The organism is Jejudonia soesokkakensis (assembly GCF_042664795.1).
Lineage (GTDB): Bacteria > Bacteroidota > Bacteroidia > Flavobacteriales > Flavobacteriaceae > Jejudonia > Jejudonia soesokkakensis.
Map to the genome: position 1 here is coordinate 114,360 of NZ_JBHTBN010000004.1, position 26,446 is coordinate 140,805.

The following is a 26,446-nucleotide window of genomic DNA, read 5'->3' on the forward strand; positions in this document are numbered from 1 at the left end:
TACAAAAATAAGAAATTGGATGAAGAAAAATACCTTAAAAAAACTTAATTATCCTGTTTTAATGTTAATAACCCTATTGCCAATCGAATCCAGCCCACGATAAAAAACAATCCGCCAATTGGGGTAATTGGACCTAACCATCCTACATTAAAGGGAAGGACGTCTTTAAGTGCTAGGAGATAGATGGAACCTGAAAAAAGAAGTATTCCGAAGAGAAAAAAACGAAACGTCCATAAAAGGGATTTCTTTGGAATGACAGTCACAAAGCCTATTACTAATAAGGCAAGGCAATGATACATCTGGTAACGCACTCCAGTTTCAAATGTGGTAATCGCTTCAGTAGAAACCAATTGTTTTAATCCGTGGGCGCCAAAGGCTCCAAGGAGGATTGTAATGGCTGCTAAAAAGCTGGCGGTAACAACAATTTTTTTGTTTAGTTTTTTCATAGAATAAGGTAAGTATTAGTACTTTCGTTTCCGAAGAAAATCAAAGAACAAAGATACAAAACACAGAATGAGAAATATATTGATTATTGGAGCAGGACGCTCGGCAACCAGTTTAATTCAGTATTTACTGGACAAGTCTGAAACCGAAGAATTGTTTATTACTATAGGAGATTTAAACATCCAGAATGCTCAAAAATTCACAAGTAACCACCCTAATGGGCGCGGAATCTTACTGGATGTTTTTAATAGTTCGCAACGCCGTGAAGCTGTTGAAAATAGTGACTTGGTGATCTCAATGCTACCAGCAAGGTATCATATTGAAGTAGCAAAAGATTGTCTGGAATTTGGAAAGCATATGGTGACCGCCTCTTATATTAGTGACGAGATGCAGTTGCTAGACCCGAAGGTGAAATCAAAGGGTTTGGTGTTTATGAATGAAATAGGGCTGGATCCTGGGATAGATCATATGAGTGCGATGCAGGTGATTGATCGTATTCGTGAAAAAGGAGGAAAGATGTTGTTGTTTGAAAGTTTTACAGGTGGTTTGGTGGCTCCAGAAAGTGACGATAATTTGTGGCATTATAAATTTACCTGGAATCCAAGAAACGTTGTCGTGGCAGGACAGGGAGGCGCAGCAGAATTTATTCAGGAAGGAACCTATAAATATATTCCTTACCACAGATTATTCCGTAGAACAGAATTTTTGGATATTGAAGGTCACGGAAGGTTTGAAGCGTACGCGAATAGAAATTCCCTTAAATACCGAAGCGTATACGGACTGGAAGATGTGTTGACCTTATACCGCGGAACGATACGTCGGGTAGGGTTTAGCAAAGCGTGGAATATGTTTGTGCAGTTGGGCATGACAGATGATGGGTATACCATTCCAGATTCTGAAAACTTGTCCTACCGAAACTTTGTCAATCTATTTTTACCGTATTCACCCACCGATTCTGTAGAACTTAAATTACGGCATAGTTTAAAGATTGATCAGGATGATCTCATGTGGGGGAAGTTATTGGAGCTTGATATATTTAATCCTGACAAAAAGATTGGAATTAAAGATGCAACTCCTGCACAGGCGCTTCAGAAGATTTTAGAAGACAAATGGACGCTCGAGAAAGAAGATAAAGATATGATTGTGATGTACCATAAATTTGGATATGAGCTAAAGGGAAAGAAACTCCAGATAGATAGTAATATGGTGATCAAAGGTGATGACCAGACGTTTACAGCTATGGCTAAAACCGTTGGGCTTCCAGTAGCGATTGCAGCTTTGAAAATCTTGAATGAAGAAATTACAAATCCGGGCGTTCAGCTTCCAATTACCAAAGAAGTCTACGAGCCTATATTAAAAGAGTTAGAAGACTACGGCATTACTTTTAACGAAAGTGAAGTCCCGTATCTAGGGTATAATCCCGATAATGTATTTGGGTAATAGGAGTTTATTTTTGTAATTTTCTGCTGAAAATTCCAAACCTTTGAAACAGTTCTGTCTTATAAGTATTCTATGGGTATTTTTTTCTTGCTCTAATTTACCCAAAGAAAAACTGAAGCAATTTAGTGTTGATTTTGAGTATACGGTTGAAAACGATTCTGCTTACCTACAAGTGGATAACCATTTATTTGCTCCACTTCTGGTAAGAGCTACTACAGAAAAAGCTAATGCAAAGAACTGGGTAACAAAGCATTTTCCATTGTTTATTCCACCCAAAACAGATACTGTTTTTAAGTTTCCAGTAACACAGACCAAAGAAGAATTGGCACTTAAATTTTCGGTAAGTACTGCAGATACAGCAAGACTAAAACTAAAGCCAGTAAAATTACCTTTTCCGAAGGGAAAAACCTATAAAATCATGCAAGGGTACCAAGGTTCTTTCTCTCATAATAAACCCTATTCAAAGTATGCATTAGATTTTACCTTAAAAAAAGGAGATACTATTTCTGCAGTTGCAGATGGCTATGTGGTAGGCGTGATAAAAGGCTATAGCGAAGGTGGAAACGATTTTAAATGGCGTGATTATGCAAATTATATCACGTTGTATCATCCCGAGATGCATTTCTTTACACAATACGTTCACCTAAAACAAAATGGATCTCTTGTACAATTAAATGATAAGGTTGTGGCAGGTCAACCTATAGGCTTAAGTGGTGTGACAGGTTTTACCAGCAAGGAGCATTTGCATTTTAATGCATTCAGAAATTCGAAAGGAGTCATGGAACCTATTGAGATTGAATTTGAAAATGGAATCAAAGGGAAGGACTTGAAAACAGGGGCCATCGTAAAACACTAAGCCACAAGTTCATAAATTATATTCTTGAACTTGTGGCTGGTTATTTAATTTTATTTTAAAAAGGTTTCTAACGTCTTCCTAAAAAGATAGAAATGAAATATAATAAAGTGGCTAATGATCCGAGTGCTGCCACCACATAGGTTCTCGCTGCCCATTTCAACGCATCCTTTGCACCAGCATGTTCCTGCGGAGTCACCATATTTTCTTTTTCTAACCAGGCCAATGCACGATTACTCGCATCAAATTCGACAGGTAAAGTAATAAAGGCAAAAACTGTGGTTACAGCAAATAATAGGATACCAATCAAGAATATGATATTTCCTATCGTGCCTAAAAATCCGCTAACAGACATCACCAAACCAGCCATAATTATAAAATTAGAAAGCTTACTACTTACCCCAACTGCTGGGACAATAGCACTTCTCATTTTTAACCAGCTATAGGCTGTGGCATGTTGAACTGCATGACCACATTCGTGTGCGGCAACCGCTGCAGCCGCTGCATTGCGCTGTTCATAAACAGGCTCGCTAAGGTTTACGGTCTTATTCTTTGGGTTGTAATGGTCGGTCAACTGACCTGGGGTAGAAATGACCTGCACATCGGTAATACCATTGTCGGCCAGCATTCGTTCTGCAATTTCCTTTCCGCTCATTCCGTTTTGTAAACGAACTTGAGAGTATTTTTTGAATTTACTTTTTAGCTTGTTACTTACATACATGCTTACTAAAAAGATGATTCCTGCGATTACATAATATCCTATCATACTAATTTCCGCGAAAGCGGATGATTTTTAAATTAATTACTTATTTAAAGATAGCAAAAAGCGTGCAAATTTTTATCCAACGATATTTACGATCTTTCCTGGAACAACAATCACTTTCTTAGGGGTACGACCTTCCAAATAATGTGCTGTTTTCTCATGTGCCATTACGGCAGCCTCAATGTCGTCTTTAGACAAATCTAAAGATAACTCAAGGGTAAAACGCATTTTCCCGTTAAAAGAAATAGGGTATTCTTTACTGCTTTCAACCAAATGTTTTTCCTCAAACTTTGGAAAAGGTGCTGTCGAAATACTTTGCATATGACCTAATTTTTCCCAAAGCTCTTCGGCAACGTGTGGCGCATAAGGCGAAATCAATACGATTAATCCTTCCAGAATTTTACGGTTGTTGCATTTTAACGCAGTGAGTTCATTCACGGCAATCATAAAAGTGGAAACCGAGGTGTTAAAACTGAAATTTTCAATATCTTCTTCTACTTTCTTAATCGTTTTGTGTAAGATCTTTAGCGCATCTTTTGAAGGACTTGCTTCGGAAACTTCAAAATTTTCATCGGCACCTGAGTGGTATAATTTCCACAATTTTCGAAGGAAACTATTCACGCCACTAATTCCTGCCGTGCTCCATGGTTTTGCCTGCTCTAACGGACCTAAAAACATTTCATACATACGTAGCGTGTCGGCGCCATAGCGATCACAAATGTCATCCGGATTGACCACATTGTATTTGGATTTGGACATTTTTTCGATTTCACGGGAGACTTTAAAAGTACCGTCTTCTTCAGTAAGAAACTCAGCATCTTTAAATTCGGGGCGCCAGTTTTTAAAAGCGTCTATATCTAGTTCGTTTGAAGCGTTAATTAAAGAAACATCGGCATGAATTGCTTGAGTTTCATATTCCGAAGCCTTAGTAGCAGAAGCAAATTTATTTTCTCCTTCGATTCTATGCACAAAAGCACTCTCCCCCAAAATCATTCCTTGGTTAATCAATTTCTTGACAGGTTCATTCACAGGTAAGTGACCTAAATCATACATCGCCTTGGTCCAAAAACGGCTGTATAATAAGTGACCCGTCGCATGTTCACTTCCGCCTAAGTACAGATCAACATTCTGCCAGTAGTCTAAGGCTTCTTTACTTGCGAATTCTTCTGTATTATGCGGATCCATATATCGGAACATATAACAACTACTGCCTGCCCAACCTGGCATAGTGTTGAGTTCTAAAGGAAAGACAGTTTCATTATCTATCAAGTGATTACTGACTACTGCAAACTTATTCGTATCCCAAGCCCAAACATCGGCACGACCTAGAGGCGGTTCGCCCGTTTCGGTAGGCAAGTATTTTTCAATTTCAGGAAGCTCAATGGGTAAATGCTTTTTGTCGATCATTTGCGGCATTCCGTTTTTATAATAGACTGGAAAAGGTTCTCCCCAATAGCGTTGTCTGCTAAAGACCGCATCCCGTAATCTGTAATTGATCTTTCCAGTGCCTTGTCCTTTTTCTTCTAAGGATTTAATAGCTTTTTCGGTCGCTTTTTTGTAATCTAATCCGTTGAGAAAATCACTGTTCGTAATGACCGTATTTTCTTTGTCGGCGTAGGCTTCTTGAGAAATGTCAACTCCTTCAAAAATATTAGGAATGGCAATGTCAAAATGTTTTGCAAAATCGTAATCCCTTTGATCCCCACAAGGTACGCTCATCACAGCACCAGTTCCGTAGCCTGCTAATACATAGTCCCCAATCCAGATAGGCACAGGGACACCTGTAAAAGGATGTTCTGCAAACGCACCGGTAAAGACGCCACTGATCGTTTTTACATCTGCCATGCGTTCACGTTCACTTCGTTTTGCCGTCGCTTTAACGTAGGCTTCTACGTCGTCTTTTTGTGCATCGGTGGTTATTTTAGACACCAGTTCATGTTCTGGTGCCAATGTCATAAATGAAACACCAAAAATCGTATCAGGTCGTGTCGTAAAGACTTCAATTTTATGAGATTCCTCGTCGCTTCGCTCTGTTGGAATGACAGTAAAAGTAACCGAAGCTCCTTTTGATCTCCCAATCCAGTTGGTCTGGGAGTCCTTCAACGGTTGTGGCCAGTCGATGGTATCTAAATCATCTAATAAACGTTGCGCATAGGCAGTAATTCGCATACTCCACTGCATCATTTTTTTGCGTACCACAGGATGTCCTCCACGTTCTGAAACTCCGTTGACAATTTCATCGTTTGCTAAAACCGTTTTAAGTTCTGGGCACCAGTTCACTTCCGTTTCAGCTAAGTAGGTGAGTCTGTATTGGAGTAAAATTTCTTGTGTTTTTTCTTCTGAAAAGCCATTCCATTCTGCTGCGGAAAAATCTTCAATATCAGAATCGCAAGCCGCATCTATAGTTGTATTTCCTTCCGAAGAAAAAATTGAAACAAGTTCTGAAACAGGTCTCGCTTTATCGGAAGCGTTATCGTACCACGAATTAAATAATTCAGTAAAGATCCATTGCGTCCATTTGTAATAACTTGGGTCCGAAGTACGAAACTCCCGACTCCAGTCAAAAGAAAATCCAATACGATCCATCTGTTTGCGATAGCCTTCAATCTTATTTCCAGCCTTATCGACGCCGCCTTCAATATTTACTTTGGTGGTTTCGGCAGGGTGCTGCCCTGTCTGGATTGCGTACTGTTCTGCAGGCAATCCGAAGCTATCATATCCCTGAGGGTGTAGTACGTTAAAGCCTTTGTGACGTTTGTAACGAGCATAGACATCACTTGCAATATAGCCTAGCGGATGCCCAACGTGTAATCCTGCGCCAGACGGATACGGGAACATATCCAGCACATAATATTTTGGTTTTTCGCTTTGGTTCTCGGCTTTGAATGTCTGATTTTTAGCCCAATATTCTTGCCATTTTTTTTCAATATCGTTATAGTGATAGCTGCTCATTAAAATACTCATGGAAACGGGGATCTCAAAAAAGAACAACCGTTTAGATTAAAAATAAAATGCAAATTTAAGACTTCTATGTGGAAGTAAAAGCCGTCATCGATTAAAAATTGGGATGTAATAACGTGCCAGAATAGAGCGCCCATAACATAGAGAGTAAGGCAGAAATATTCATGGCAATTCCAAAGAGTTTCATCTGCGGAACGGTGTACGGTTTTCCTTTAAAAAAGATAAAAACGTCAACCATTAGCCAGAGTGAAAAAAGTGCCAAAAAGCCACCCAATACATAATCCTGAAACCAGAAGGTAAGGATATATACTTCGGTTAGCAGGAACCCCAACATCAAAAATTTAGAATTTTTCCGACCTATAAGCGTAGCCGTAGTTTTCTTTTTGGTAGCCATATCGGGTTCGATGTCCATAATCTCTCCTGCTATATGTGCCTGAAAAGCAAACAACGTCAGGTACAAAATGGTTTGCCACGGAATCATCTCTAGGTCATTAAGTAGTACACTAAAAAAAGCCGTAAACACATATCCAATCTGAATACAGATTTCAAAAGGAGGTTTTTCTTTTAGTCTAAAAGGTTGAAAATTGTAGATGATATTTATAACCACCATAAAAATTAGTAGTATCAACATTTCCCAACCTCTAATGATGGTAAAATAAATAAAGAAGGGAATCAATACCAGTCCAATTTTAAATGGCACCGAAGCTAATTGAGATTTTCTGGCTTGAGCTCCAAATAAAAAGTTTCCTTTACGAGCATTGGCAGCATCTGCTTTAACATCATTATAATCGTTTAATCCGTAAACCAAATAATTTAGCGGAAACATTACAAAGAACAACCCAATCCAGAAGTTAGGCTCGAACCAGAAATTAGCAGCTAATTTAAAAGGAACCAGATAGATCCATACCGTAGGAAACCACAATCCAGGTCTGGAAATTTTTATATCCTGAAGTATATTTTTGATGCCTTGAAATAATTTTGATAGGTGTAAATTTAACAGGAATCCCCAAAATTAACACATAAATGAAGATTGAAATTGAGAATGCTACAAATACTATAATCTTACTGACTTGCGTTTACATAAATGATTGTATTTTTACAGCACATAAATTAATATTAATCGCTACTAGTACCTATGGCCACATCTTTTGAAAAATATCAAAAACGCAGATTGATATCGTCTTACTTTTCAGTAGTGATAAGTATTTCATTGGTACTATTTTTATTAGGTTTATTAGGTCTTTTAGTACTGAATAGCAAGCGGGTGGGTGATTATTTTAAGGAGCAAATCCCTATTGTTGTTTTTCTGAAAGATTCAGCAAAAGAAGTAGAGATTACTCAACTGAAGCAAAGTCTGGCACTTGCAGATTATACCAAATCTGCCGAGTATGTAAGTAAAGAACAGGCGGCAGAAGAACACAGCGCTGTGATTGGCGAAGATTTTATGGAGTATCTAGGGGATAACCCGTTACAAAATAGTATCGATGTACGTATGATAGCCGAGTTTGTCACGCCTGAAAAGGTAGAAGAGATTGTTTCAGAAATAAAAAGCAAGGATTTTGTAGATGATGTAGTATATGATAAACCCCTTATTCAACAGCTAACAGATAATGTAAAAAAGATCAGTTTTTGGGTTTTAGTGGTTGCTGGATTATTTTTATTTATTGCGGTGTTATTAATAAATAGTTCAATACGATTGTCGGTGTATGCAAAGCGTTTTACCATAAAAACCATGCAGATGGTAGGAGCTACCAAACGTTTTATTCGCAAACCTTTTATATGGAATTCTATTAAATTGGGTTTGATCGGTGCCGTAGTCGCTATGATTGGAATGGCAGCAGTATTATATTATGTTGATAAAAGTTTTCCAGAGCTATATCTATTAAACGACAAGGTTTTATTAGGAGCTCTGTTTGTTTTTGTGCTATTTATGGGCTTTTTTATTACCTGGTTAAGCACTTTTTTTGCGACGCAACGCTTCCTGAATTTAAGAACAGATGAATTGTATTATTAAAAAAATAATGCTTTTATTGGCAGTGATGGTGAGTTTGCAAAGCTGCCTCATACAAGATCCAAAACCAGAAGAATGCGATATCATTGACATTACAGTTACCGATATTTATGAGACCTCCTCCTATGATATTGTTTTTAAAGATGGAGGGACAGATTTTTATTATATTAACCGTGGTACCGAGAGAGGACTAACTGTAGCGGGTTTAGATTCAATAGTTTTAGGAAAAAAAGTTACCTTGCACCTGCCTAGATTATTTTATGGAACATCTGAGCATATTGCGCAGCTGGCAATAGGTGATAACATAATTTTTACAGAATTTTCTTCGGAAAGAGAATCATTCGAAGATTAAATATTAACATTTTGGGAGAGAAAAAACGAAAACAAGAAGCTAAAAAAAATGAAACCTTCATTTTTGAAAAAAAGAACTATACGTTTATGTTGATTGGCATCGCTTTTATTGCGGTTGGATTTATTTTAATGATGGGTGGCGGTAGTGATGATCCAAATGTGTTTAACCCCGAGATTTATAACTGGCGACGTATTCGCTTAGCACCTGCACTTATTTTGATTGGCTTCGGAATAGAAGTGTATGCCATTTTATTGAATCCAACTAAAGGCAAATAAACATGGACGCATGGGAAGCCATTGTTCTTGGAATTATCCAAGGGTTTACCGAATTTTTACCTGTTTCTTCCAGCGGTCATCTTGAATTAGGAAAAGCTATCTTAGGCGATACTTCGGTTCCAGAAGAAAGCCTTTTGTTTACAGTAGTGCTTCATTTTGCAACTGCGTTGAGTACCATCGTGGTTTTTAGAAAAGATATTCTCGAAATTATCACACATCTTTTTAAATTCCAATGGAATGAGGAGACAAAGTTTATTGTAAAAATTAGTATATCGATGCTGCCTGCCGTGGTTGTCGGATTACTTTTTGAAGAACAACTCGAAGCATTTTTTGGAGGAAACATTGCCTTTGTAGGCGCGATGCTTATAGTAACCGCAGTTTTACTTTGGTTCGCAGATAAGGCAAAAAATACCGAAAAGCCAGTTTCTTACAGCAATGCATTTGTAATTGGAATTGCACAGGCCATTGCAATGCTGCCAGGTATTTCAAGAAGTGGTGCCACCATATCAACATCAGTATTATTAGGAAATGATAAAGGAAAAGCGGCTCGTTTTTCTTTTCTTATGGTCATTCCGTTGATCTTCGGAAAAATAGCCAAAGATCTTGTAGGAGGCGAGCTTACCACAGAAAGTACTAATTTCATCTCACTCGGACTAGGTTTTGCAGCAGCTTTTATCTGCGGCTTGATCGCCTGCACCTGGATGATCACGCTGGTAAAGAAGAGTAAGCTTTCCTATTTTGCAGTGTATTGTGTTATTGTAGGGTTGACAGCCATAGGATTCGGATTATATTCATCGTAATGACTGGAGAAGATTACAAAAACGGACAAGTACTTTTAATCGACAAACCGTTGGGATGGACTTCTTTTCAAGTGGTGAATAAACTGCGGTATTTAATTAAGAAGCAATATGGGATTAAAAAAATAAAAGTTGGTCATGCTGGCACTTTAGATCCGTTGGCGACAGGCTTACTTATTATTTGTACAGGAAAGTTTACCAAACAGATCAACACCTACCAAGCACAACATAAAGAGTACACAGGAACAATTACCTTGGGTGCTACAACACCAAGTTATGATTTGGAAACGGAAGTGGATGCTACCTTTAAAACTTCAGCGATCACCGAAACACAGATACAAGAAGCAACTCATCAATTTATTGGAGATATTTTACAACAACCTCCGGTTTTTTCAGCCTTAAAGAAAGAAGGAAAACGATTATATGAATATGCCAGAGCAGGCGAAGAAGTGACAATACCAAAGCGGGAAGTACATATTTTGGCCTTTGAAATCACAAATATTGAAATGCCAAATGTTGCCTTTAGAGTGGCTTGTAGTAAAGGAACCTACATCAGATCTTTAGCGCACGATTTTGGGAAAGCACTAGATAATGGAGCTCATCTTTCGGCTTTAAGACGTACTAAAATTGGAGATTTTGATGTAGAGGACGCTATAAGTGTTGCTGCGTTTGAAGACCTGTTAACACGTTAAAAAAGCTACAATTGGCTCGATTTATGTTGAGTTTTGACTAAAAATTAGTTTCTTGCATTCATGAATTTTAACTATTCATACCGCGCATTTTTGATTACGTCGCTTCTCTTCGGAATATTCTTTCTTATTTTATACTCTATAAAATTGTCGAGTGAACCAGAAGAAGTCTATGAAAAATATGATGTTGCCTATGAGGACGAACCTGTTTTAACCGAAGAAGAAATGGAAGCGTTGGCTGCTTCAGAAGATAATTTAACTGCTATAGAAACAAATCGTGCCTACAACGAAGCAGAGAAATTTTTAAAAGAAACACAGAATACTAATGAAGATCTTTCCGCAGAAGACTTACAACGAATAATGGACGAGCTGGAAGCTGCTATTAAAAATACCGAAGGTTCAAATTCAGAAAGTATTGAAAAAGCAAAAGAGAAAATTGCCGAAACCAAAGCGCAAATCGAAAAAAGTAATGCCCAGCAGGAAAGTGGCTCAAACGGTACCAGTAGAAAAACCACAATAAGGTATCGGTTGGTAGACCGAAAGGCCATCGCCCTTCCCAATCCTGTATATACCTGCAATGCCGGCGGAAAAATAGTTCTATCCATCGAAGTAGATGAATTGGGTTATATTACAAAAGCAACATTTAACAGAGGCTTATCCACAACCACCAATGGGTGCTTAATTGACAGTGCTATGGAATATGCGAACAACTCGCGATTTTCTTCAAAAGCAGGAAAAGACTCCCAACTAGGTACAATAACCTATAATTTTCCGGGACAAGGCTAGGAGATAAGCTGTTTAAGATCCTGAATTGTATTTTGCCCTTTATCCTTATTGTACCATACCTGTAACTCTTGTTTAAATTCTGGTGTGAGTACTCCGTGTATCGTTTTATATTCTGCAACCATTTTACTCGCAACACTAGGTCTGGGCCCCCATGTTGCTATAAGTTTATTTGTTTTATTATTTAGGACAATTAATTTTGGAATCGATAAGCTTCCGTTGGTTAAGAACTGGTTCATTACCTCTAGATTCTCATCCCGTAGCGCAACTTTAAAGTCAATATTTTCTGAAAGGTTTGCCAATACATTCATCACAGGCATGGTTTGGGCTGCGTCACCACACCAGCTTTCGGTAAGCACTAACCATGTTTGATTTCCTTTAAAATCTTTAAAAGCCTGGATAATTTCTTCTGAAACTTTGGTAGTTTTATCCAAACGGCGCATACGACTGTCGTTAAGCAAGGTATATTGTGATAATGCTTCGGTTTGCTCTGGACCAGAACTGGTTCCTCTTATTACATGGTCTGCGACTAAAGCTCTGTATTCTGGATACGACATTGAATTGGCCAGGGTGTCTTTATACAATTGGAGGGTGTTGGTTCTTTTAAGTGTTATTTCTTTCATAGTGGCTAAGACGCTGGGGAAGTTAAAAACTTACTATCTTTAATACGCCAACAAAAATACAGTTTCTATGTTAAAAATTAGATGTCCGTGGTGTGGTGACGACCCATTATATATTGCTTATCATGATGAAGAATGGGGCGTGCCAGTGAAAGATGATGCTACTTTGTTTGAGTTTTTATTGTTAGAAACCTTTCAGGCGGGACTGAGTTGGATTACTATTTTGAGAAAGCGAGAAAATTTCAGAAAAGCATTTGACAATTTTGATTATAGAAAAATAGCTGGCTATGAGCAGCAAAAAATTGATAGGTTACTTCAGGATTCAGGGATTATTCGGAATAAATTAAAGGTACATTCGGCGGTTACAAATGCACAGGCTTTTATAAAGATTCAAGAAGAATTTGGAAGTTTCAGCAATTATATCTGGAAATTTGTAGCGGGTACACCTATTAAAAATAAACTGCAATCGATGGCTGAAGCTCCTGCAAATACTCTTTTGAGTGATACGATTAGCAAAGATTTAAAAAAACGCGGATTTAAATTTGTAGGTTCAACGGTGGTGTATGCGCATATGCAAGCGACAGGAATGGTAAATGACCATTTAGTTTCGTGTTTTAGATATAATGAGGTATAGTTTAGTTACTTGCTGTAGTGGCAGTAGCCTTTTTCTTTTGCAAGTATTTATTATCGGGAGAATATTCACCTAAAGCTTTTAAAGATTGCTTGTATCTAAACTGAAGCGTAGCATCTGTAGGAGGTTCCAAGGAGAATAGTTTTTCAAACCATTTTTTAGCGTCCGCGTAATTACTTTTAAAATAGTGAGCATTTGCAAGATCCTTGTAGATTAGTGTAGTGCCAAATCCTTCTTTAACTACTTGCTCATACACCTTAGTCACATCTACATCCCGATTTACGTCACCGTTTCCTTGTGCAAAACAAAGCGTTGAAGCTACCATGCAAAGTAAAAGAAAAAAAATTTTTTGAAATGACATCTTTTGGGGTGTGTTTGATTTGGGTTTCAAATATGCTAATTGCCTGTCTAACTACCAAATATAATCGACAAACGGTATAAAATTTAACTTTTAAAAGCTGTTTTTCAAGGGGTAAGGAGGGTTAAAAACTTATCCCGTGGAATCTCTTCGGCTCCTAAATTTTCCAGATGAGGTGTATAGAGTTGACAATCTATAAGGGTGTATTTTTTTTCCTTAGCATAGGCTACTAAATGGTAAAAAGCAATTTTTGAAGCTTCAGTCACTTTACTGAACATACTTTCTCCACAAAACACTTTTTTGTCTGGAAGGTCTACTCCATACAATCCGCCTACTAGAACATCATCCTGCCAAACATCTACAGATATTGCATGACCCGCTTTGTGAAGTTTCAAATACGCTTGTTGCATCTCTTCTGTGATCCAAGTGCCGAGCTGCCCGCTTCTTTTAATGGAGGAGCAATTTTTAATCACTTCTGAAAATGCCTTGTTAAATGTAATGGTAAAGGAATGTGTGTTTAGGGTTTTTCTGAAACTTTTAGAGATTTTAAAACGTTCAGGGAATAAAATCATCCGTGGATCTGGGCTCCACCATAGAATGGGTTGTTTCTCATCATACCAGGGAAAGATACCCGAATTATAGGCAAGTAGTAAGCGCTCCTGTGATAGATCTCCGCCTACAGCCAGCATCCCTTCTTCTGAAGCCAGAGAAGGGTGCGGGAACCAAAGTTGGGAGGTTAATTGATACATGCTCTTAGTCAAAAAAAATCCCGCTATGGTGCGGGACTTTACATTTTATATTCAATACTTAGTGACCCATTTAGAAAGGTAAGTCGTCGTGATCTTCTTCATTTAGATCGTTTGCAGGCTCGAAGGCATCTGCAGGTGGCATTGGTGGCATATTGTTAGAAACAGATTGATCAATATTTTCAATCCTCCATCCTTGGATAGAGTTAAAGTATTTTGTCTCTCCCTGCGGATTAACCCACTCTCTTCCACGAAGATTAATACTTATTTTTACATTATTCCCTACTTGAAAATTGTTAAGCAAGTCAGTTTTATCCTGAACAAATTCTACCATAATGTGTTGAGGGTATTGTTCTTCTGTAGTCACTACGATCTCACGTTTTCTAAATCCGTTGTTACCAAATGTCTGCGTTTGGCCAATCATTTTTACTTTTCCTTGTATTTCCATAATCCTTCCCGCGATAACGGGTTTCTTTTAAATTAAACTTCTATTTTGATACTAGCACATTCCAGGCTTCTGTGATGTTTCCGTCACATAAAAGTGCTTGTGCTTTTTTATGTTTTTCTTCTGAAGCTGTAAAACTTCCATTGTCATTTTTTGGGAGTACTTCTACATTTGCTAACATTCCCAAATCGTTTCCGGTTAAGATTTTACTTAGCCGGATGGCTTCAGGTAATGAATCCACACCAATCCCTAAGGTAGTGAGTGGTTTAGGTACTTCAAACATACCTTCTTTAGCGCGACTATACCAATTTCCACCCATTCGGGCAACGGTATCAATTTTATAGGGATCTATTTTATCTTCAGCATCCAGAATAGCTTGGTTAATATGTAATTTCACTACCTCACAAATCACTAGATTTCCTGCACCACCTTCAGTTCCTAACGCGATCACATCTTTCACTTTACATTCAAACTGTACGGGAGCTTCGGCAACTCTTGGTGGTTTTATTAGATCGCTGGGAGTTTCAGTAAATCCAGCTTTGGTGAATTCATTTACACCTTTGGCATATTCAGTAGAAGACAAGGACATTTGTTGTACCATCGAATGGCTCACGATATTGATCACTACTTCTTTCGTATCTACTACATTTTCCAGCGTATGTTTTGTAGTGTTATCACGTACTCTTCTCGCCGGTGAAAAGATCATAATTGGTGGCTTTGCGCTAAAAACATTAAAGAAACTGTAAGGCGAAAGGTTTACTTGTCCGTTAGCATTAACAGTACTGGCAAAACATATGGGACGTGGTGAAACAGCACCTAAAAGGTAGCCGTGTAAACGTCCTGTGCTTAAATCTTTAGGCTCAAATGAAATCATATTACAAAGGTAGCTAATTAGAAAAGGCTGTAAAAATTACGAAAGACAATAATAGTAATATATTTACTTTATATATTTAGCCTTTAAATTTCTTCTATGTTTAGCAAAACGACTTTGAATCGTTGGATTTTTATTATCATTTCTTTTTTCATAATTACATTGATTCTGTGGAATACGTCTTTGCTTTTTGATCAATTAAAAGAAAATGAACGTGCAAAAATGCAGTTATGGGCAAGTGCTCAACAGGAGTTGCAGGAAATTCAGTTAAGTGCAAATTCTGAGCTAAGTGACGTCGTATTGCAGGTACTCACAAGCAATACAACTACGCCTATGATTCTGCACACACATAAAGGTGATTTGTATGATGTTAGAAATATTAAAGAAACAAAGAAAGACTCAATACAATTGCGCGCTGCACGTAAAGCAATGGCAGAACAATTCTCTCAGGAATATAAACCCTTAGAAATAACATTTCAGGAGGAAGTGTTAACGACGATATATTATGGAAACTCACCACTCATTAGAAGTTTAAAATATTATCCTGCAATTTTAATTTTAATCCTCCTCTTATGCTTTGCAGTGATGTATTTCTTTTATAAAACATCTAAATCATCTGAACAAAACAAATTATGGGCAGGGATGGCCAAAGAAACAGCACACCAGATTGGAACTCCGCTATCTTCTCTAGTGGGCTGGACAGAGATTTTAAAAACTGAAAATGTTGATCCAGATTATATTGTGGAAATGGAAAAAGACATTGACCGTTTAAAAACAATCACAGAACGATTTTCTAAAGTTGGCTCGATTCCTACACTGGAAAAGAAAGATATAGTTAAAGAAACTAAGGAAGCCTACGAGTATCTTAAGAGAAGAAGTTCAAAATTAATTCAGTTTAGTATTGACACTCCATCTAAACCTCTTTATGTAAATTTGAATGAGCAATTGTATGGTTGGGTAATTGAAAACCTTGTTAAAAATGGAATTGATGCCATGAAAGGAAAAGGAGACATACATATCTCAATTTCTTCCAATTCAAAAAATGCTTTTATTAGCATCACAGATACCGGAAAAGGGATCCCGAAAAGCAAGCATAAACATATTTTTAGACCTGGGTATACTACTAAAAAAAGAGGGTGGGGTTTAGGGTTATCCCTAGCAAAAAGAATAGTAGACGAATATCACAATGGAAAAATAAAAGTTTCAAAAAGTGCTCCAGGCAAAGGAACCACTATAGAAATTTCACTCCGATTGGTGCAAGATTAATAATTAGTTTTTCAAATGTGACTTTATCTGAGTTGCCGTTTCTTCAAATTCGTCCTCAGTCATAGTGACTTTATGATTAAAAGTCATTTCTTTCATGTCATTCAACGGAATTAAATGTACATGTACATGAGGAACTTCCAGCCCAATCACAGCAACACCCACTCGCTTACAGGGAATTGCCTTTTCAATAGCCAATGCCACCTTTCTAGAAAACTGCATTAATTGTAGATACATATGTTCTCCCAAATCGAACAACTTATCGGTTTCTTCTTTAGGAACACAAAGGGTATGACCCTTCGCATTTGGGTTAATATCCAAAAATGCTATAAAATTTTCATCCTCTGCTATTTTGTAACTAGGGATTTCTCCTTCAATAATTTTTGTAAATACAGTTGCCATGTTACTCTCTTGAAATTTCTAAGATGTCAAACTTCATAATCCCGTTTGGCACTTGTATTTCGGCAACATCGCCAACTTTTTTGCCCAACAAGCCTTTTCCAATGGGTGAATCGACAGATATTTTACCTGCTTTTAAATCGGCTTCACTTTGCGCCACGAGCTTATAGGTCATTTGTGCACCATTTGTTTGGTTCTTGATTTTTACGGTACTATGTATAAGTGCTTTTGAAGTGTCCAATTGTGATTCGTCTATGACACGAGCATTAGCATAAATTTCTTCCAATTTAGAAATACGCATTTCTAGCATACCCTGTGCTTCTTTAGCTGCATCATATTCAGCATTCTCACTTAAATCTCCTTTGTCTCTGGCCTCTGCAATTGCCTGAGAAGCTTTCGGTCTTTCAACATCTTTAAGTTGATTGAGCTCTTCTTTTAACTTTTGTAAGCCTTCTGCGGTGTAATATGATATGTTACTCATAGCGTCATTATTTAATCGTATTAATTAGTATTTCTGAAATCTTCAAAACATCCATCCTTCTAGTTTTCTGAAATGCAAAAAATCCCATACGGGACGGGATTTATTTATTCAAATATACAAAAAAATAGATTTCCACGTTATATTGTACTTTTGTATTTATAATAAGACCTCCATGAAATATTTTGCAATATTCTGTATAGTTTTAGTTTTTAGTTCATCTTGTACTAGAAGTGATGATAGACGAGATGACAACCCTAATTTAATAGATCCCTTAGTGAGCTTAAATTTAAACTTGAATTTGCCTGAATACGACCCTTTAAATTTTCCTGGAAATAGTATCATCATAAATCAGCAAGGTATAAGAGGCATTGTGATTTATAATGTAAATAATGATTTGTATACTGCGTTTGATCTTAGTGATCCAAACCATCCGCCTAATAATTGTTCCCGTATGAATGTTGAAACACCTTTGGCATCATGCCCATGTGGAGATGGAAATGAATACAACATTATATCTGGCGAACACACGACCAATAATTCGTTATTTCCCATGCAGCAATATCAGGCAGTTAGGACGGGAAACACGGTGCGTGTTTCAAATTAAATCATAAAAAAAACCCTCGCTATTGCAAGGGTTTTTTAAATCGATGGTTGGTAAGATATATCTTAATCATGGATAACGCGCACTTGTGCAGCCGTCATTCCTTTTCTTCCTTCTTCTTCAACATATTCTACTTTATCACCTTCATTAAGGGCTTCGCCATTAAGACCGGTAACATGGACGAATATGTCCTTTCCAGTTTCATCATTTGTGATAAAACCGTAACCTTTTGATTCGTTAAAAAACTTTACTGTTCCTTCCATTGTACTATATAATAATAAATTAATAATAAACAAATGTAGGTATTTTTTCACCCGATTTGTTAATTAAATGTGAAATTTTACAGAAAATGAGTGGGTTACAGTTTCTTCTTTTTACTGTAATCCCGCATTTTTTCTATATTTTCTTTATTCAACATATAGTCTTTAACTTTTTTATTTTTCCACCGATGGTAAATAAAAACAGGCATCCATACAAAGAAGAAAACTACAATACCCAAACCAATACAACGATCTTTTAAAGCCATATTATCGTCGCCAATATAGTATCCATATACAACTAATGAAAACGCGATTAAGAAGAGGAGTGTTAGAATATATTTCATCATAATTATTTTCCTGAAAAGTCAATTAGTTTTTTTCGATAAGCGGTTAAGAGCTTAGATTTTGATACAAATCCGTAATAGATTCCGTTAGAAAGTACCGGTAAATTCCACGCACCGGTTTCTTGAAATTTTTGCATGACAATTGTCATTTTATCTTCCTCTAATTTAATTACGGCTGGCGGATTTTTCATTAGATCTTTTGCTGTCATCTCGTTATAAAGACTTTTGTTAAACATAACGGGTCGTAAATCGTCTAGCAATATAATTCCTTCTAGTTCTTTAGTTTTAGCATTAATGACGGGGAAAATATTTCGATTAGATGTCGTGATCGCTTTCTCAACAATTACTCCCAAGGTCATTTCTGAATATACAATACTAAAATTTCTTTCTACCACCGTTTTTATATTCATCAAGGTAAGCACTGCGTGATCTTTATCATGAGTAATCAATTCGCCTTTTCGACCTAGTTCCATGGCGTAGACCGAATGTGGTTGAAAATGCTTTGTAATGGTAAATGAGATGGCTGAAGCTATCATTAATGGAAGAAACAGTTCGTACCCACCAGTAACTTCTGCGATTAAGAAGATGGCTGTTAAGGGAGCGTGCAGTACTCCAGCCATGAGTCCTGTCATTCCCACCAGCGTAAAATTACTTTCTGAAACAGGATTCGATAATATAGTAAGGGTGTTAATAATTTTGGCCACTGTAAATCCGAGAATACTTCCCATAAATAAGGTAGGGGCAAATATACCGCCTACGCCACCAGCTCCAAAGGTGAGTGAGCTTGCTACAACTTTAAATAACACTAGTCCTAAAAGCAAACCAATGATAATCCAAACATTACTAAGGTCCAGATCAAAAATGTTATTTTGTAAGGCAGCTTCTGGTTTTCCCTGTACTAGATTATTGATAATATCATAGCCTTCTCCGTACAGGGGCGGAATGAAATATACCAGCACTCCAATTCCCAACCCGCCTATGAGTAGGCGTTTGACGGGAGATCCTATTTTTTCAAAAAAATTCTGAAAACGTTCGTAAGTTTCTGTAAAATACACAGAAACCATTCCGGCAATGACGCCAAGTAATATATATAACGGAATATCTGTAATTAAAAATTCATCTTCGATCGTAAAAGGGAGGAGAATATCGTTTCCGAAGAAAAAATAAGACGTAATAATCGCAGAAACGGAAGCTAACAATAAGGGTATTAAGGAAACTAATGTTAGATCCAAACTAAATACTTCAATTGCAAAAATAATAGCGGCAATGGGTGCTTTAAAAATAGAGGACATGGCGCCTGCAGCAGCACATCCTATGAGTAAGGTGCGAGTCGCCTGATTCATATTCAGAATACGTGACAAATTAGAACTTAAGGCAGCCCCTGTAGCAACGGTTGGCCCTTCCAGTCCAACCGATCCTCCAAAACCCACAGTGATAGGTGCCGTGATTAAACTTCCATACATCTGAAAACGTTTCATAATACCTTTCCGTTTTGAAATAGCGAAAAGAGTTGCGGGAATACCCTGAGTGGGAGTTACTCTGAGAATGTATTTAGCAATAAGATAGGTAAGTCCTAAGCCAATAATTGGAAAAATAAAGTAAAAGGTTGTTTGGTATTCTTTAATAAGGTTTCCTTCAATCAACAATTGGATAAAGTGCGTACCATTTTTGATAATGACTGCCGCTAATCCAGACAAAAAGCCAACGAGAATACTAACAATATATATAAATTGTTTCTGCGGAATATATTTTAACCGCCAGATAAGAAACCGATTTAGATAGGAGCGTTGAGACATTTGCCTAGTTTCGTTTTTAACTGCGTTAGATCTTCTACATAGATTTGTCGTAATGTTTCAACATAGGGACGGCTGTTAAAATAGCCATTATTAAAATCAAGTATAGCATTATCAACGAATTGCATCGCTTCTTCGCACCTACCTTTTTCAAATAAAATAAGTCCTTTGTAATATTTTCCATCGGCAGTTAGATTCTTGCTGTAGTGCAATACCTTATCTAAACTTTCTAAAGCTTGTTCTGGCTGGTTGTTTTCGTAATGGGCAATCGCTTTGTATAAAAATGCTTCCTGCTCAACCCAGTCTTCTCCAGATTCTTTGGTTTCTTTATCAATATGCTTGTCAAAGTAGGATAGAGATTTTTCGTAGTTATTAAGTCCGAGATAAGCAATCCCTCTCCAGAAATTGACACTATGACCTTGTGGCGCTTCAGTAAAATCTGGCGTTAATGAGTCTGTGGCATCAAAATCGGCAATTGCTTTTTTGTAGTCTCTATAGAACCATAAATAATTATAGCCTCTATATCCTACCCAGAGTTCTGGATTACAGGCTACTGCTTTGTCCATTTGAGGTTTCCATTTGTCTGGCATCCCTCTCTTTAGGTAAGCTACGGAAAGTTCTCTCACGGCATCACAATGAGTGGGATCAATAGCAATTGCTTTTTCAATTCGTGTCATGCTTTTTACAGATCCTTGCGGAAGATGACTCCCATCATTGAAGACTTCTATAGACAGTTTTTGTCTTTCTGCTTGTGATAGATGGCTGTAAGTATCTTTAGAATTGCTACAGGAAAATAGCAGCATCAAGAGCATACAATTAAGGCAATATTTCAGTAATTTCTCCATGTTCGATTCTATAAGATACGTAATGATAATAGTTTTGAGGAGTATCACCAATTTTGTACACTGCCCAATTAGAAGATTTAGAAGTGATTTCTAGTAGTTGAGAAACAAGTTTTGGATTGTGTTTTGTTTTTTCATAATCCAAATCAATTTCTAGGATCTCAAACCAGCCTGGATTTCCTTCACAAGTTACTAAAAACCGAAAGTTTATATATCCAGAATCTGTGTAATTTTCATTTTTATACTGCTCCATTACGTAGGCGTCAAAAGTATTTTTTCCACCTTGATACGCATCTTTGGGAGCACCATGATGAATTTTATAGATGTTCCCTTCACATAAAGTGTAGGTATCATTTTGTAATGCCTTTTCTTGATCTATATAGCCTATGTAGTTAGGATAGGTGGTAGTGTCTTCCGAGAACTTTCCGAAGTAATTGTAATAAGAATATCCAACGACTGCGATACAAATAATGATTGCAGATAGCAAAACCCAACCCATTATTTTAAGTATGCGCATCGTATTGTAGGTTACGTTAGTTTTCCTGAAGGTCCAGTTTTAGATGTAGTTCTGTTAGTTGTTCTTTGTCGAGCGGTGCCGGAGCATCGATCATGACATCGCGACCTGCATTGTTTTTAGGAAAGGCAATAAAATCACGTATGGTTTCTTGTCCGCCAAGGATAGCTACCAATCGGTCCAATCCAAAAGCGATCCCGCCGTGTGGAGGCGCTCCATATTCAAAAGCATCCATTAAGAAGCCAAACTGTGCTTTTGCCTCCTCGTCACTAAAACCAAGGTGCTTGAGCATGATTGCCTGCGTTTTTTTATCATGGATACGAATAGAACCACCGCCAATTTCATTTCCGTTTAGTACAAGATCGTATGCATTTGCTTTGACATCTCCCGGATTAGTATCCAGCAGTTCTAACTGTCCTGGCTTTGGAGCCGTGAAAGGATGATGCATGGCGTGGTAATGTCCTGTTTCTTCATCAAGTTCCAAAAGCGGGAAATCGATGACCCATAAGGGCGCGAACTCATCAGATTTACGCAATCCAAGTTGGGTCGCAAGATGCATTCGTAAGGCCGAAAGCTGAGTACGAACTTTATGCGTGTCTCCAGAGAGTATACAAATAAGATCTCCTTTTTGGGCACCGGTGGCTTCTGCCCATTTGGCAAGATCTTCCTGATTGTAAAATTTATCTACGGAAGATTTATAGGTCCCATCTTCGTTTACACGACAATAAACCATTCCTAAGGCACCTACTTGAGGGCGTTTTACCCAGTCAATAAGTGTATCAATTTCTTTACGAGTGTAGGAGTTTCCGCCAGGAACAGCGATACCTACGACTAATTGAGCATTGTTAAACACACCAAAGTCTTTATGCTGCGCAACAGCGTTTAACTCGCCAAATTTCATTCCAAAGCGAATGTCTGGTTTGTCGTTTCCGTAGGTTGCCATGGCATCGTCGTAGGTCATTCTCGGGAACTCTCCAATTTCAACACCATTAATTTCTTTTAATAAATGTTTCGTTAAGCCTTCGAATGTATTGAGAATATCTTCCTGCTCGATAAATGCCATTTCACAGTCAATCTGAGTAAATTCGGGCTGTCTATCGGCTCTAAGGTCTTCATCTCTAAAACACTTTACGATCTGAAAGTACTTATCCATACCGCCTACCATTAAGAGTTGTTTAAAGGTTTGTGGCGATTGGGGTAATGCGTAGAACTGTCCTTCATTCATTCGGGAAGGCACTACAAAATCTCTGGCACCTTCGGGAGTAGATTTAATGAGGTAAGGAGTTTCAATCTCTACAAAATCCTTTTCAGAAAGAAAATTACGTACTGCCATCGTGACTTTGTGACGAAAGATGAGGTTTTCTCTCACGGGTTTTCTTCGAATATCGAGGTAACGATATTTCATGCGAAGATCTTCACCACCGTCTGTGGCATCTTCGATCGTAAATGGAGGTGTAAGAGAGGTATTTAATACTGAAAGTTTTGAAACTAAAATCTCAATGTCGCCTGTAGGTATAGTAGGGTTTTTAGACTCACGTTCTATTACAGTGCCAGTCACTTGAATTACAAACTCACGTCCTAGTCCAGAAGCTTTCTCCATCATGTCTTTTGGAGTTCTTTCTTCATCAAATATAAGTTGAGTAATACCGTATCGATCACGCAAATCCACCCAAACCATAAAACCTTTGTTTCTAATTTTTTGTACCCATCCTGAAAGTGAAACGGTTGCTCCCGTATTTGAAGCTCTTAACTCTCCATTATTATGTGTTCTGTACATTCCCGTATAATGATTTTATATAGTGATTTTGCTGAAAAGGCAAATTTAAGAAGATTAAAAAAAATGCCCTACAATATCTTCTTTTATTATTATGGGAGACAAATACTTCGGATTTGCATTATGATTTAATTAAAAAAATTCCTTTTTATTTAAGAAATCTTTAGTATTTTCGAAAAAATAACAAACAATTAATAATTATGAAACAAAACAACTCCAACCGCAGGAAATTACTCCTGCTATTATTAATTTTTCCAGCTCTTGTATTTGCACAAAATACAGTTACAGGAAAAATAACCACAGTAGAAGGGGAAACTGTCCCTTTTGCAAATGTGATTGAAAAGGGGACATCAAATGGTGTTACCAGTAATATTGATGGTATATACTCTATTAATGTTAGGAATCTACCTACTACACTTGTTATATCCTCTTTAGGATATACGACTGTTGAGCGTCCAGTTACTGCTGCGGGTACTCTAGATGTGCAAGTTGCAGAATCTACAGAAGCATTAGAAGAAGTAGTAGTGACAGGTCTTGCAAGTTCGATAAAACGATCGAATGCTGCTAATGCAGTAGGAACTGTAAATGCAGAAGAACTAATAGGTACGACAGGGCAAAGTACAGTAGATGGTGCTTTGTACGGTAAAGTAACAGGAGTAAATATAACCTCTTCTTCTGGTGCGCCAGGAGGTGGTTTTGCATTGAGGCTCCGTGGAGTTACTTCTATTAATGGAAATAATCAGCCTCTTATTATTGTAGATGGTATCTATGTAAATAATGTAGAAATTCCTTCAGGACTTCGTTTTGCTTCTGGAGCAAATTCGGGTAGTGAGGAAAACTCTAGTAACCGTTTAGCAGATTTGGATCCAAATGATATTGAAAATATTGAAATTTTAAAAGGATCTTCTGCAGCTGCTATATATGGTCAACGTGGTAGTGCAGGTGTAATTATTATTACAACAAAGCGTGGTAAAAGAGGGAAAACTCAAATCCGTTTCAAGCAGGATACTGGTTTTAATAAAATAGCTAACAGGCTAGGAAATAGACCATGGACCGCTGCATCTGTGTTAGAAACTTTTGGACAATCTGAACTTGATAAATATAATGCAACTATTGCTGCGAATGGTGAGTTGTATGATTTTGAAGATATTATTTATGGAGAGACTGGTTTAATAACAGAAACTTCATTAAGTGCAACTGGTGGAAGTGAAAAAACTAAATTTTATGTTGGTGGATCTTACAGAGACGAAGAAGGTATTATAAAAAACACTGGATTTGACCGCTTTTCTATTAGAGGTAATATTGAACATAAAATTTCTAATGTTTTTGATTTTACGTCAACAACAAACTTTATTCGTAGTAACTCAAGTCGTTCCTTTACAGGTAATGAGAACGAAGGAGGACTAAGTTATGGTTATGTTTTAGCTTTTACGCGTCCATGGAATAATTTGTTTCCAGATGAAAACGGTAATTATCCTAATAACCCAAATTTTGCAGGAAATCCAATATTTGTTAGAGATCAAGCAAAAAATGAAGATCAAAATGACCGTATAATTCAAGGACTTACCTTAAACACCAAATTGTATACAGATGACAATAATAGAGTTAAATTTACAAATAGTGCGGGTGTTGATTACTTAGCAAACCAGACTTTTGTATATGTTCCTGAAACGCATCAAGCACAACTTGGAAGAGATGACGCTGGATTTGTAGGACAAGGAAAAAACAATTTTACACAATTTAATACACAATCTGCTTTAGTTTGGGACCATGATGCAATGGATGGTGATCTAGGTATCACTTCACAATTGGGTCTAGCTTATCTATATCAAGACTCTAATTTAGTGAATGCTCGTGGAACAGGACTAGCTGCAGGTCAAACAAGTGTGGATCAATCTGCAAATCAAGTTACAAGTCAATTTAGAAGTGAAGAAAAAGAAGTGGGTTATTTTGCGCAGGTAGAAGGTAATTATAAAGATCAAATCATAGCAACTTTAGGATATAGATTAGATAAGTCTACTAGAAATGGAGATCCAAATGAGTTATATGGTTTTCCAAAAGCATCTGTTGCCGTAAATTTTGCAAACTTTGATTTTTGGAATGTCGAAGATATTAACCAATTAAAATTTAGAGCAGCTTACGGAGAAACCGGTAATGCGGCAGGATTTGGATCGACTTTTACTTTGCTTGGAACTAGTAATATAGGTGGTTCTGTTGGGCAGTCTATAGGAGGAATTAGAGGTGATGAAAACATATTACCTGAAACTGCTAAAGAATTTGAAGTAGGTCTAGATGTAGGTCTATTTAATAATCGTGTGAACCTTGAAGCTACTTATTATGTTAAAACTGTAAATGACTTTACAGAAAGAAGAGCTTTGCCTCAATCTTCAGGTTTTACTAGAGAAATTACTAATTTGGGTGACTTCCAAAATAAAGGTATTGAACTTGCTGTGACTGCAGATGTAATTAATAATGATAATTTAAAATGGAACACAAGAGTTCAATTTTATAAAAACACTTCGGAAGTGACACGTTTAGATGTGCCTGCATTTGCATTATCAGGCGCTGGTTTTGGAACAGGACTTGGTACAATTTATATAGAGGAAGGACAACCTCTTACTCAATTGGTAGGTAATATTGATGGAGAACTTACTCAGGTTGGAAATACAGAGCCAGATTTTCAAATGGCTTTTAGTAATTCATTTACATTTTTTAAGCAATTTGATTTGTCATTCTTAGCTCAGTTAAAATCTGGTGGAGAAAATTTGAACTTATCTAAATTCTTAACAGATTTAGGTCAAACTACTCCAGACCTTGAAACACAAGCAGGTCAGGATCGTTTAGGGACTCCTGCTAACGCAGCTCGTTTTGTTGAGCCAGCAGGATACTTTAGACTAAGAGAAGCTGCTATCTACTATCGTTTACCAAATACAATCGTTAAAAACATTTTTGGAGAAGTGGTAGAAGGTGTTAAAATTGGAGCTTCAGGTAGAAATATCTTTACAATTACAGATTACTCTAGTTATGACCCAGAAGTTTCAGTAAATGGTACTGCCGGACTAGCTAACGGGATTGAGGTAACTCCTTTCCCAAGTTCTAGACAGTTTTATTTTCACCTAAACGTTAATTTCTAAAA

General features: G+C 37.2%; 29 protein-coding genes. 12 read left to right on the forward strand and 17 right to left on the reverse strand.

Features of this window, described 5'->3' with window-relative positions:
• Positions 1-44: 44 nt before the first annotated feature.
• The gene (locus tag ACFQO1_RS09050) at positions 45-446 is read right to left on the reverse strand and encodes a DUF423 domain-containing protein (protein ID WP_380217694.1); all 402 of its coding nucleotides are present in this window, start codon (positions 444-446) and stop codon (positions 45-47) included.
• A 67-nt stretch (positions 447-513) separates the two neighbouring features.
• Here ACFQO1_RS09050 and ACFQO1_RS09055 point away from each other — a divergent pair, with 67 nt between their 5' ends.
• Both ACFQO1_RS09055 and ACFQO1_RS09060 read left to right on the forward strand, forming a co-directional pair.
• Entirely contained in the window at positions 514-1,884 is a 1,371-nt protein-coding gene (locus ACFQO1_RS09055) for a saccharopine dehydrogenase family protein (RefSeq protein WP_380217695.1), read from the forward strand.
• Between the two features lie 43 nt (positions 1,885-1,927).
• Positions 1,928-2,740 (forward strand): M23 family metallopeptidase, encoded by an 813-nt coding sequence (locus tag ACFQO1_RS09060; protein ID WP_380217696.1) that lies wholly within the window; start codon positions 1,928-1,930, stop codon positions 2,738-2,740.
• A 67-nt stretch (positions 2,741-2,807) separates the two neighbouring features.
• On the opposite strand, the gene ACFQO1_RS09065 is transcribed toward ACFQO1_RS09060, so the two are convergent.
• From ACFQO1_RS09065 to ACFQO1_RS09075, 3 genes are all read right to left on the reverse strand, one after another.
• Positions 2,808-3,503, reverse strand: a complete 696-nt coding sequence (locus tag ACFQO1_RS09065; RefSeq protein WP_380217697.1) for a zinc metallopeptidase — start codon at positions 3,501-3,503, stop codon at positions 2,808-2,810.
• 72 nt (positions 3,504-3,575) lie between these two features.
• Entirely contained in the window at positions 3,576-6,464 is a 2,889-nt protein-coding gene (gene leuS, locus ACFQO1_RS09070; protein ID WP_380217698.1) for a leucine--tRNA ligase, read from the reverse strand.
• 91 nt (positions 6,465-6,555) lie between these two features.
• Positions 6,556-7,383: a UbiA family prenyltransferase gene (locus ACFQO1_RS09075; protein WP_380217699.1), complete on the reverse strand. Its 828-nt coding sequence runs from the start codon at positions 7,381-7,383 to the stop codon at positions 6,556-6,558.
• 213 nt (positions 7,384-7,596) lie between these two features.
• Between ACFQO1_RS09075 and ACFQO1_RS09080 the strand changes: the two genes are divergently transcribed.
• The 6 genes from ACFQO1_RS09080 to ACFQO1_RS09105 are packed head-to-tail and all read left to right on the forward strand — an operon-like array spanning position 7,597 to position 11,371.
• The gene (locus tag ACFQO1_RS09080; RefSeq protein WP_380217700.1) at positions 7,597-8,475 is read left to right on the forward strand and encodes a cell division protein FtsX; all 879 of its coding nucleotides are present in this window, start codon (positions 7,597-7,599) and stop codon (positions 8,473-8,475) included.
• A 7-nt stretch (positions 8,476-8,482) separates the two neighbouring features.
• Positions 8,483-8,824: a hypothetical protein gene (locus ACFQO1_RS09085; protein ID WP_380217701.1), complete on the forward strand. Its 342-nt coding sequence runs from the start codon at positions 8,483-8,485 to the stop codon at positions 8,822-8,824.
• Positions 8,825-8,835: 11 nt separating this feature from the next.
• On the forward strand, positions 8,836-9,099 hold the full coding sequence (locus tag ACFQO1_RS09090; RefSeq protein WP_380217703.1) for a DUF3098 domain-containing protein: 264 nt from the start codon (positions 8,836-8,838) through the stop codon (positions 9,097-9,099).
• A 2-nt stretch (positions 9,100-9,101) separates the two neighbouring features.
• Positions 9,102-9,899: an undecaprenyl-diphosphate phosphatase gene (locus ACFQO1_RS09095; protein ID WP_380217704.1), complete on the forward strand. Its 798-nt coding sequence runs from the start codon at positions 9,102-9,104 to the stop codon at positions 9,897-9,899.
• On the forward strand, positions 9,899-10,588 hold the full coding sequence (gene truB, locus ACFQO1_RS09100; protein WP_380217705.1) for a tRNA pseudouridine(55) synthase TruB: 690 nt from the start codon (positions 9,899-9,901) through the stop codon (positions 10,586-10,588). Before ACFQO1_RS09095 ends, truB begins: the two co-directional genes overlap by 1 nt.
• A 60-nt stretch (positions 10,589-10,648) precedes the next feature.
• Positions 10,649-11,371: a hypothetical protein gene (locus tag ACFQO1_RS09105; RefSeq protein ID WP_380217706.1), complete on the forward strand. Its 723-nt coding sequence runs from the start codon at positions 10,649-10,651 to the stop codon at positions 11,369-11,371.
• Here the strand turns inward: ACFQO1_RS09105 and ACFQO1_RS09110 are convergent.
• A complete protein-coding gene (locus ACFQO1_RS09110; protein WP_380217707.1) occupies positions 11,368-11,991 on the reverse strand; it encodes a thioredoxin family protein in 624 nt (207 codons plus the stop codon). The two genes, ACFQO1_RS09105 and ACFQO1_RS09110, sit on opposite strands and share 4 nt — an antisense overlap.
• A 67-nt stretch (positions 11,992-12,058) precedes the next feature.
• Here ACFQO1_RS09110 and ACFQO1_RS09115 point away from each other — a divergent pair, with 67 nt between their 5' ends.
• Positions 12,059-12,622: a DNA-3-methyladenine glycosylase I gene (locus tag ACFQO1_RS09115; RefSeq protein ID WP_380217708.1), complete on the forward strand. Its 564-nt coding sequence runs from the start codon at positions 12,059-12,061 to the stop codon at positions 12,620-12,622.
• A gap of 1 nt (position 12,623) precedes the next feature.
• Here the strand turns inward: ACFQO1_RS09115 and ACFQO1_RS09120 are convergent, their stop codons facing one another.
• The 4 genes from ACFQO1_RS09120 to ACFQO1_RS09135 form a co-directional block, all read right to left on the reverse strand.
• The gene (locus ACFQO1_RS09120; protein ID WP_380217709.1) at positions 12,624-12,980 is read right to left on the reverse strand and encodes a tetratricopeptide repeat protein; all 357 of its coding nucleotides are present in this window, start codon (positions 12,978-12,980) and stop codon (positions 12,624-12,626) included.
• A gap of 104 nt (positions 12,981-13,084) precedes the next feature.
• Positions 13,085-13,726 (reverse strand): leucyl/phenylalanyl-tRNA--protein transferase, encoded by a 642-nt coding sequence (aat, locus tag ACFQO1_RS09125; RefSeq protein ID WP_380217710.1) that lies wholly within the window; start codon positions 13,724-13,726, stop codon positions 13,085-13,087.
• 70 nt (positions 13,727-13,796) lie between these two features.
• The gene (locus ACFQO1_RS09130; protein WP_380217711.1) at positions 13,797-14,171 is read right to left on the reverse strand and encodes a DUF3127 domain-containing protein; all 375 of its coding nucleotides are present in this window, start codon (positions 14,169-14,171) and stop codon (positions 13,797-13,799) included.
• A 40-nt stretch (positions 14,172-14,211) separates the two neighbouring features.
• Complete coding sequence (locus ACFQO1_RS09135; protein ID WP_380217713.1) at positions 14,212-15,042, reverse strand: flavin reductase family protein; 831 nt, start codon at positions 15,040-15,042, stop codon at positions 14,212-14,214.
• 114 nt (positions 15,043-15,156) lie between these two features.
• Between ACFQO1_RS09135 and ACFQO1_RS09140 the strand changes: the two genes are divergently transcribed.
• Positions 15,157-16,305, forward strand: a complete 1,149-nt coding sequence (locus tag ACFQO1_RS09140) for a sensor histidine kinase (protein ID WP_380217714.1) — start codon at positions 15,157-15,159, stop codon at positions 16,303-16,305.
• A 3-nt stretch (positions 16,306-16,308) separates the two neighbouring features.
• Here the strand turns inward: ACFQO1_RS09140 and ACFQO1_RS09145 are convergent, their stop codons facing one another.
• Positions 16,309-16,704 carry an HIT family protein gene (locus ACFQO1_RS09145; RefSeq protein WP_380217715.1) on the reverse strand — a complete coding sequence of 132 codons (396 nt, stop codon included), beginning with the start codon at positions 16,702-16,704 and terminating at the stop codon, positions 16,309-16,311.
• Between the two features lies 1 nt (position 16,705).
• Positions 16,706-17,182: a transcription elongation factor GreA gene (gene greA / locus ACFQO1_RS09150; RefSeq protein ID WP_380217716.1), complete on the reverse strand. Its 477-nt coding sequence runs from the start codon at positions 17,180-17,182 to the stop codon at positions 16,706-16,708.
• Between the two features lie 298 nt (positions 17,183-17,480).
• Here greA and ACFQO1_RS09155 point away from each other — a divergent pair, with 298 nt between their 5' ends.
• Entirely contained in the window at positions 17,481-17,786 is a 306-nt protein-coding gene (locus tag ACFQO1_RS09155) for a hypothetical protein (RefSeq protein ID WP_380217717.1), read from the forward strand.
• 62 nt (positions 17,787-17,848) lie between these two features.
• Here ACFQO1_RS09155 and ACFQO1_RS09160 read toward each other — a convergent pair whose 3' ends face one another.
• The 6 genes from ACFQO1_RS09160 to aspS all read right to left on the reverse strand — a co-directional run bounded on the left by ACFQO1_RS09160 (position 17,849) and on the right by aspS (position 23,313).
• Positions 17,849-18,046, reverse strand: a complete 198-nt coding sequence (locus ACFQO1_RS09160; RefSeq protein ID WP_380217718.1) for a cold-shock protein — start codon at positions 18,044-18,046, stop codon at positions 17,849-17,851.
• 95 nt (positions 18,047-18,141) lie between these two features.
• Positions 18,142-18,390 (reverse strand): hypothetical protein, encoded by a 249-nt coding sequence (locus tag ACFQO1_RS09165; RefSeq protein ID WP_380217719.1) that lies wholly within the window; start codon positions 18,388-18,390, stop codon positions 18,142-18,144.
• A 2-nt stretch (positions 18,391-18,392) separates the two neighbouring features.
• Positions 18,393-20,183: a chloride channel protein gene (locus ACFQO1_RS09170; RefSeq protein WP_380217720.1), complete on the reverse strand. Its 1,791-nt coding sequence runs from the start codon at positions 20,181-20,183 to the stop codon at positions 18,393-18,395.
• On the reverse strand, positions 20,162-21,025 hold the full coding sequence (locus tag ACFQO1_RS09175) for a tetratricopeptide repeat protein (RefSeq protein ID WP_380217722.1): 864 nt from the start codon (positions 21,023-21,025) through the stop codon (positions 20,162-20,164). The genes ACFQO1_RS09170 and ACFQO1_RS09175 overlap by 22 nt, the downstream gene beginning before the upstream one ends.
• Positions 20,997-21,539 carry a hypothetical protein gene (locus tag ACFQO1_RS09180; protein ID WP_380217724.1) on the reverse strand — a complete coding sequence of 181 codons (543 nt, stop codon included), beginning with the start codon at positions 21,537-21,539 and terminating at the stop codon, positions 20,997-20,999. The genes ACFQO1_RS09175 and ACFQO1_RS09180 overlap by 29 nt, the downstream gene beginning before the upstream one ends.
• Before the next feature lie 16 nt (positions 21,540-21,555).
• Entirely contained in the window at positions 21,556-23,313 is a 1,758-nt protein-coding gene (aspS, locus tag ACFQO1_RS09185) for an aspartate--tRNA ligase (RefSeq protein ID WP_380217725.1), read from the reverse strand.
• 197 nt (positions 23,314-23,510) lie between these two features.
• Here aspS and ACFQO1_RS09190 point away from each other — a divergent pair, with 197 nt between their 5' ends.
• Positions 23,511-26,444: a SusC/RagA family TonB-linked outer membrane protein gene (locus tag ACFQO1_RS09190; protein ID WP_380217726.1), complete on the forward strand. Its 2,934-nt coding sequence runs from the start codon at positions 23,511-23,513 to the stop codon at positions 26,442-26,444.
• Positions 26,445-26,446: the final 2 nt, after the last annotated feature.

Coding starts and splice junctions, on each gene's coding strand:
- ACFQO1_RS09050 (WP_380217694.1), bottom strand. CDS start 446: ATGAAAAAACTAAACAAAAAAATTGTTGTTACCGCCAGCTTTTTAGCA.
- ACFQO1_RS09055 (WP_380217695.1), top strand. CDS start 514: ATGAGAAATATATTGATTATTGGAGCAGGACGCTCGGCAACCAGTTTA.
- ACFQO1_RS09065 (WP_380217697.1), bottom strand. CDS start 3,503: ATGATAGGATATTATGTAATCGCAGGAATCATCTTTTTAGTAAGCATG.
- leuS (WP_380217698.1), bottom strand. CDS start 6,464: ATGAGTATTTTAATGAGCAGCTATCACTATAACGATATTGAAAAAAAA.
- ACFQO1_RS09080 (WP_380217700.1), top strand. CDS start 7,597: ATGGCCACATCTTTTGAAAAATATCAAAAACGCAGATTGATATCGTCT.
- ACFQO1_RS09085 (WP_380217701.1), top strand. CDS start 8,483: ATGCTTTTATTGGCAGTGATGGTGAGTTTGCAAAGCTGCCTCATACAA.
- ACFQO1_RS09095 (WP_380217704.1), top strand. CDS start 9,102: ATGGACGCATGGGAAGCCATTGTTCTTGGAATTATCCAAGGGTTTACC.
- truB (WP_380217705.1), top strand. CDS start 9,899: ATGACTGGAGAAGATTACAAAAACGGACAAGTACTTTTAATCGACAAA.
- ACFQO1_RS09105 (WP_380217706.1), top strand. CDS start 10,649: ATGAATTTTAACTATTCATACCGCGCATTTTTGATTACGTCGCTTCTC.
- ACFQO1_RS09110 (WP_380217707.1), bottom strand. CDS start 11,991: ATGAAAGAAATAACACTTAAAAGAACCAACACCCTCCAATTGTATAAA.
- ACFQO1_RS09115 (WP_380217708.1), top strand. CDS start 12,059: ATGTTAAAAATTAGATGTCCGTGGTGTGGTGACGACCCATTATATATT.
- ACFQO1_RS09120 (WP_380217709.1), bottom strand. CDS start 12,980: ATGTCATTTCAAAAAATTTTTTTTCTTTTACTTTGCATGGTAGCTTCA.
- aat (WP_380217710.1), bottom strand. CDS start 13,726: ATGTATCAATTAACCTCCCAACTTTGGTTCCCGCACCCTTCTCTGGCT.
- ACFQO1_RS09130 (WP_380217711.1), bottom strand. CDS start 14,171: ATGGAAATACAAGGAAAAGTAAAAATGATTGGCCAAACGCAGACATTT.
- ACFQO1_RS09135 (WP_380217713.1), bottom strand. CDS start 15,042: ATGATTTCATTTGAGCCTAAAGATTTAAGCACAGGACGTTTACACGGC.
- ACFQO1_RS09145 (WP_380217715.1), bottom strand. CDS start 16,704: ATGGCAACTGTATTTACAAAAATTATTGAAGGAGAAATCCCTAGTTAC.
- greA (WP_380217716.1), bottom strand. CDS start 17,182: ATGAGTAACATATCATATTACACCGCAGAAGGCTTACAAAAGTTAAAA.
- ACFQO1_RS09160 (WP_380217718.1), bottom strand. CDS start 18,046: ATGGAAGGAACAGTAAAGTTTTTTAACGAATCAAAAGGTTACGGTTTT.
- ACFQO1_RS09165 (WP_380217719.1), bottom strand. CDS start 18,390: ATGATGAAATATATTCTAACACTCCTCTTCTTAATCGCGTTTTCATTA.
- ACFQO1_RS09170 (WP_380217720.1), bottom strand. CDS start 20,183: ATGTCTCAACGCTCCTATCTAAATCGGTTTCTTATCTGGCGGTTAAAA.
- ACFQO1_RS09175 (WP_380217722.1), bottom strand. CDS start 21,025: ATGGAGAAATTACTGAAATATTGCCTTAATTGTATGCTCTTGATGCTG.
- ACFQO1_RS09180 (WP_380217724.1), bottom strand. CDS start 21,539: ATGCGCATACTTAAAATAATGGGTTGGGTTTTGCTATCTGCAATCATT.
- aspS (WP_380217725.1), bottom strand. CDS start 23,313: ATGTACAGAACACATAATAATGGAGAGTTAAGAGCTTCAAATACGGGA.
- ACFQO1_RS09190 (WP_380217726.1), top strand. CDS start 23,511: ATGAAACAAAACAACTCCAACCGCAGGAAATTACTCCTGCTATTATTA.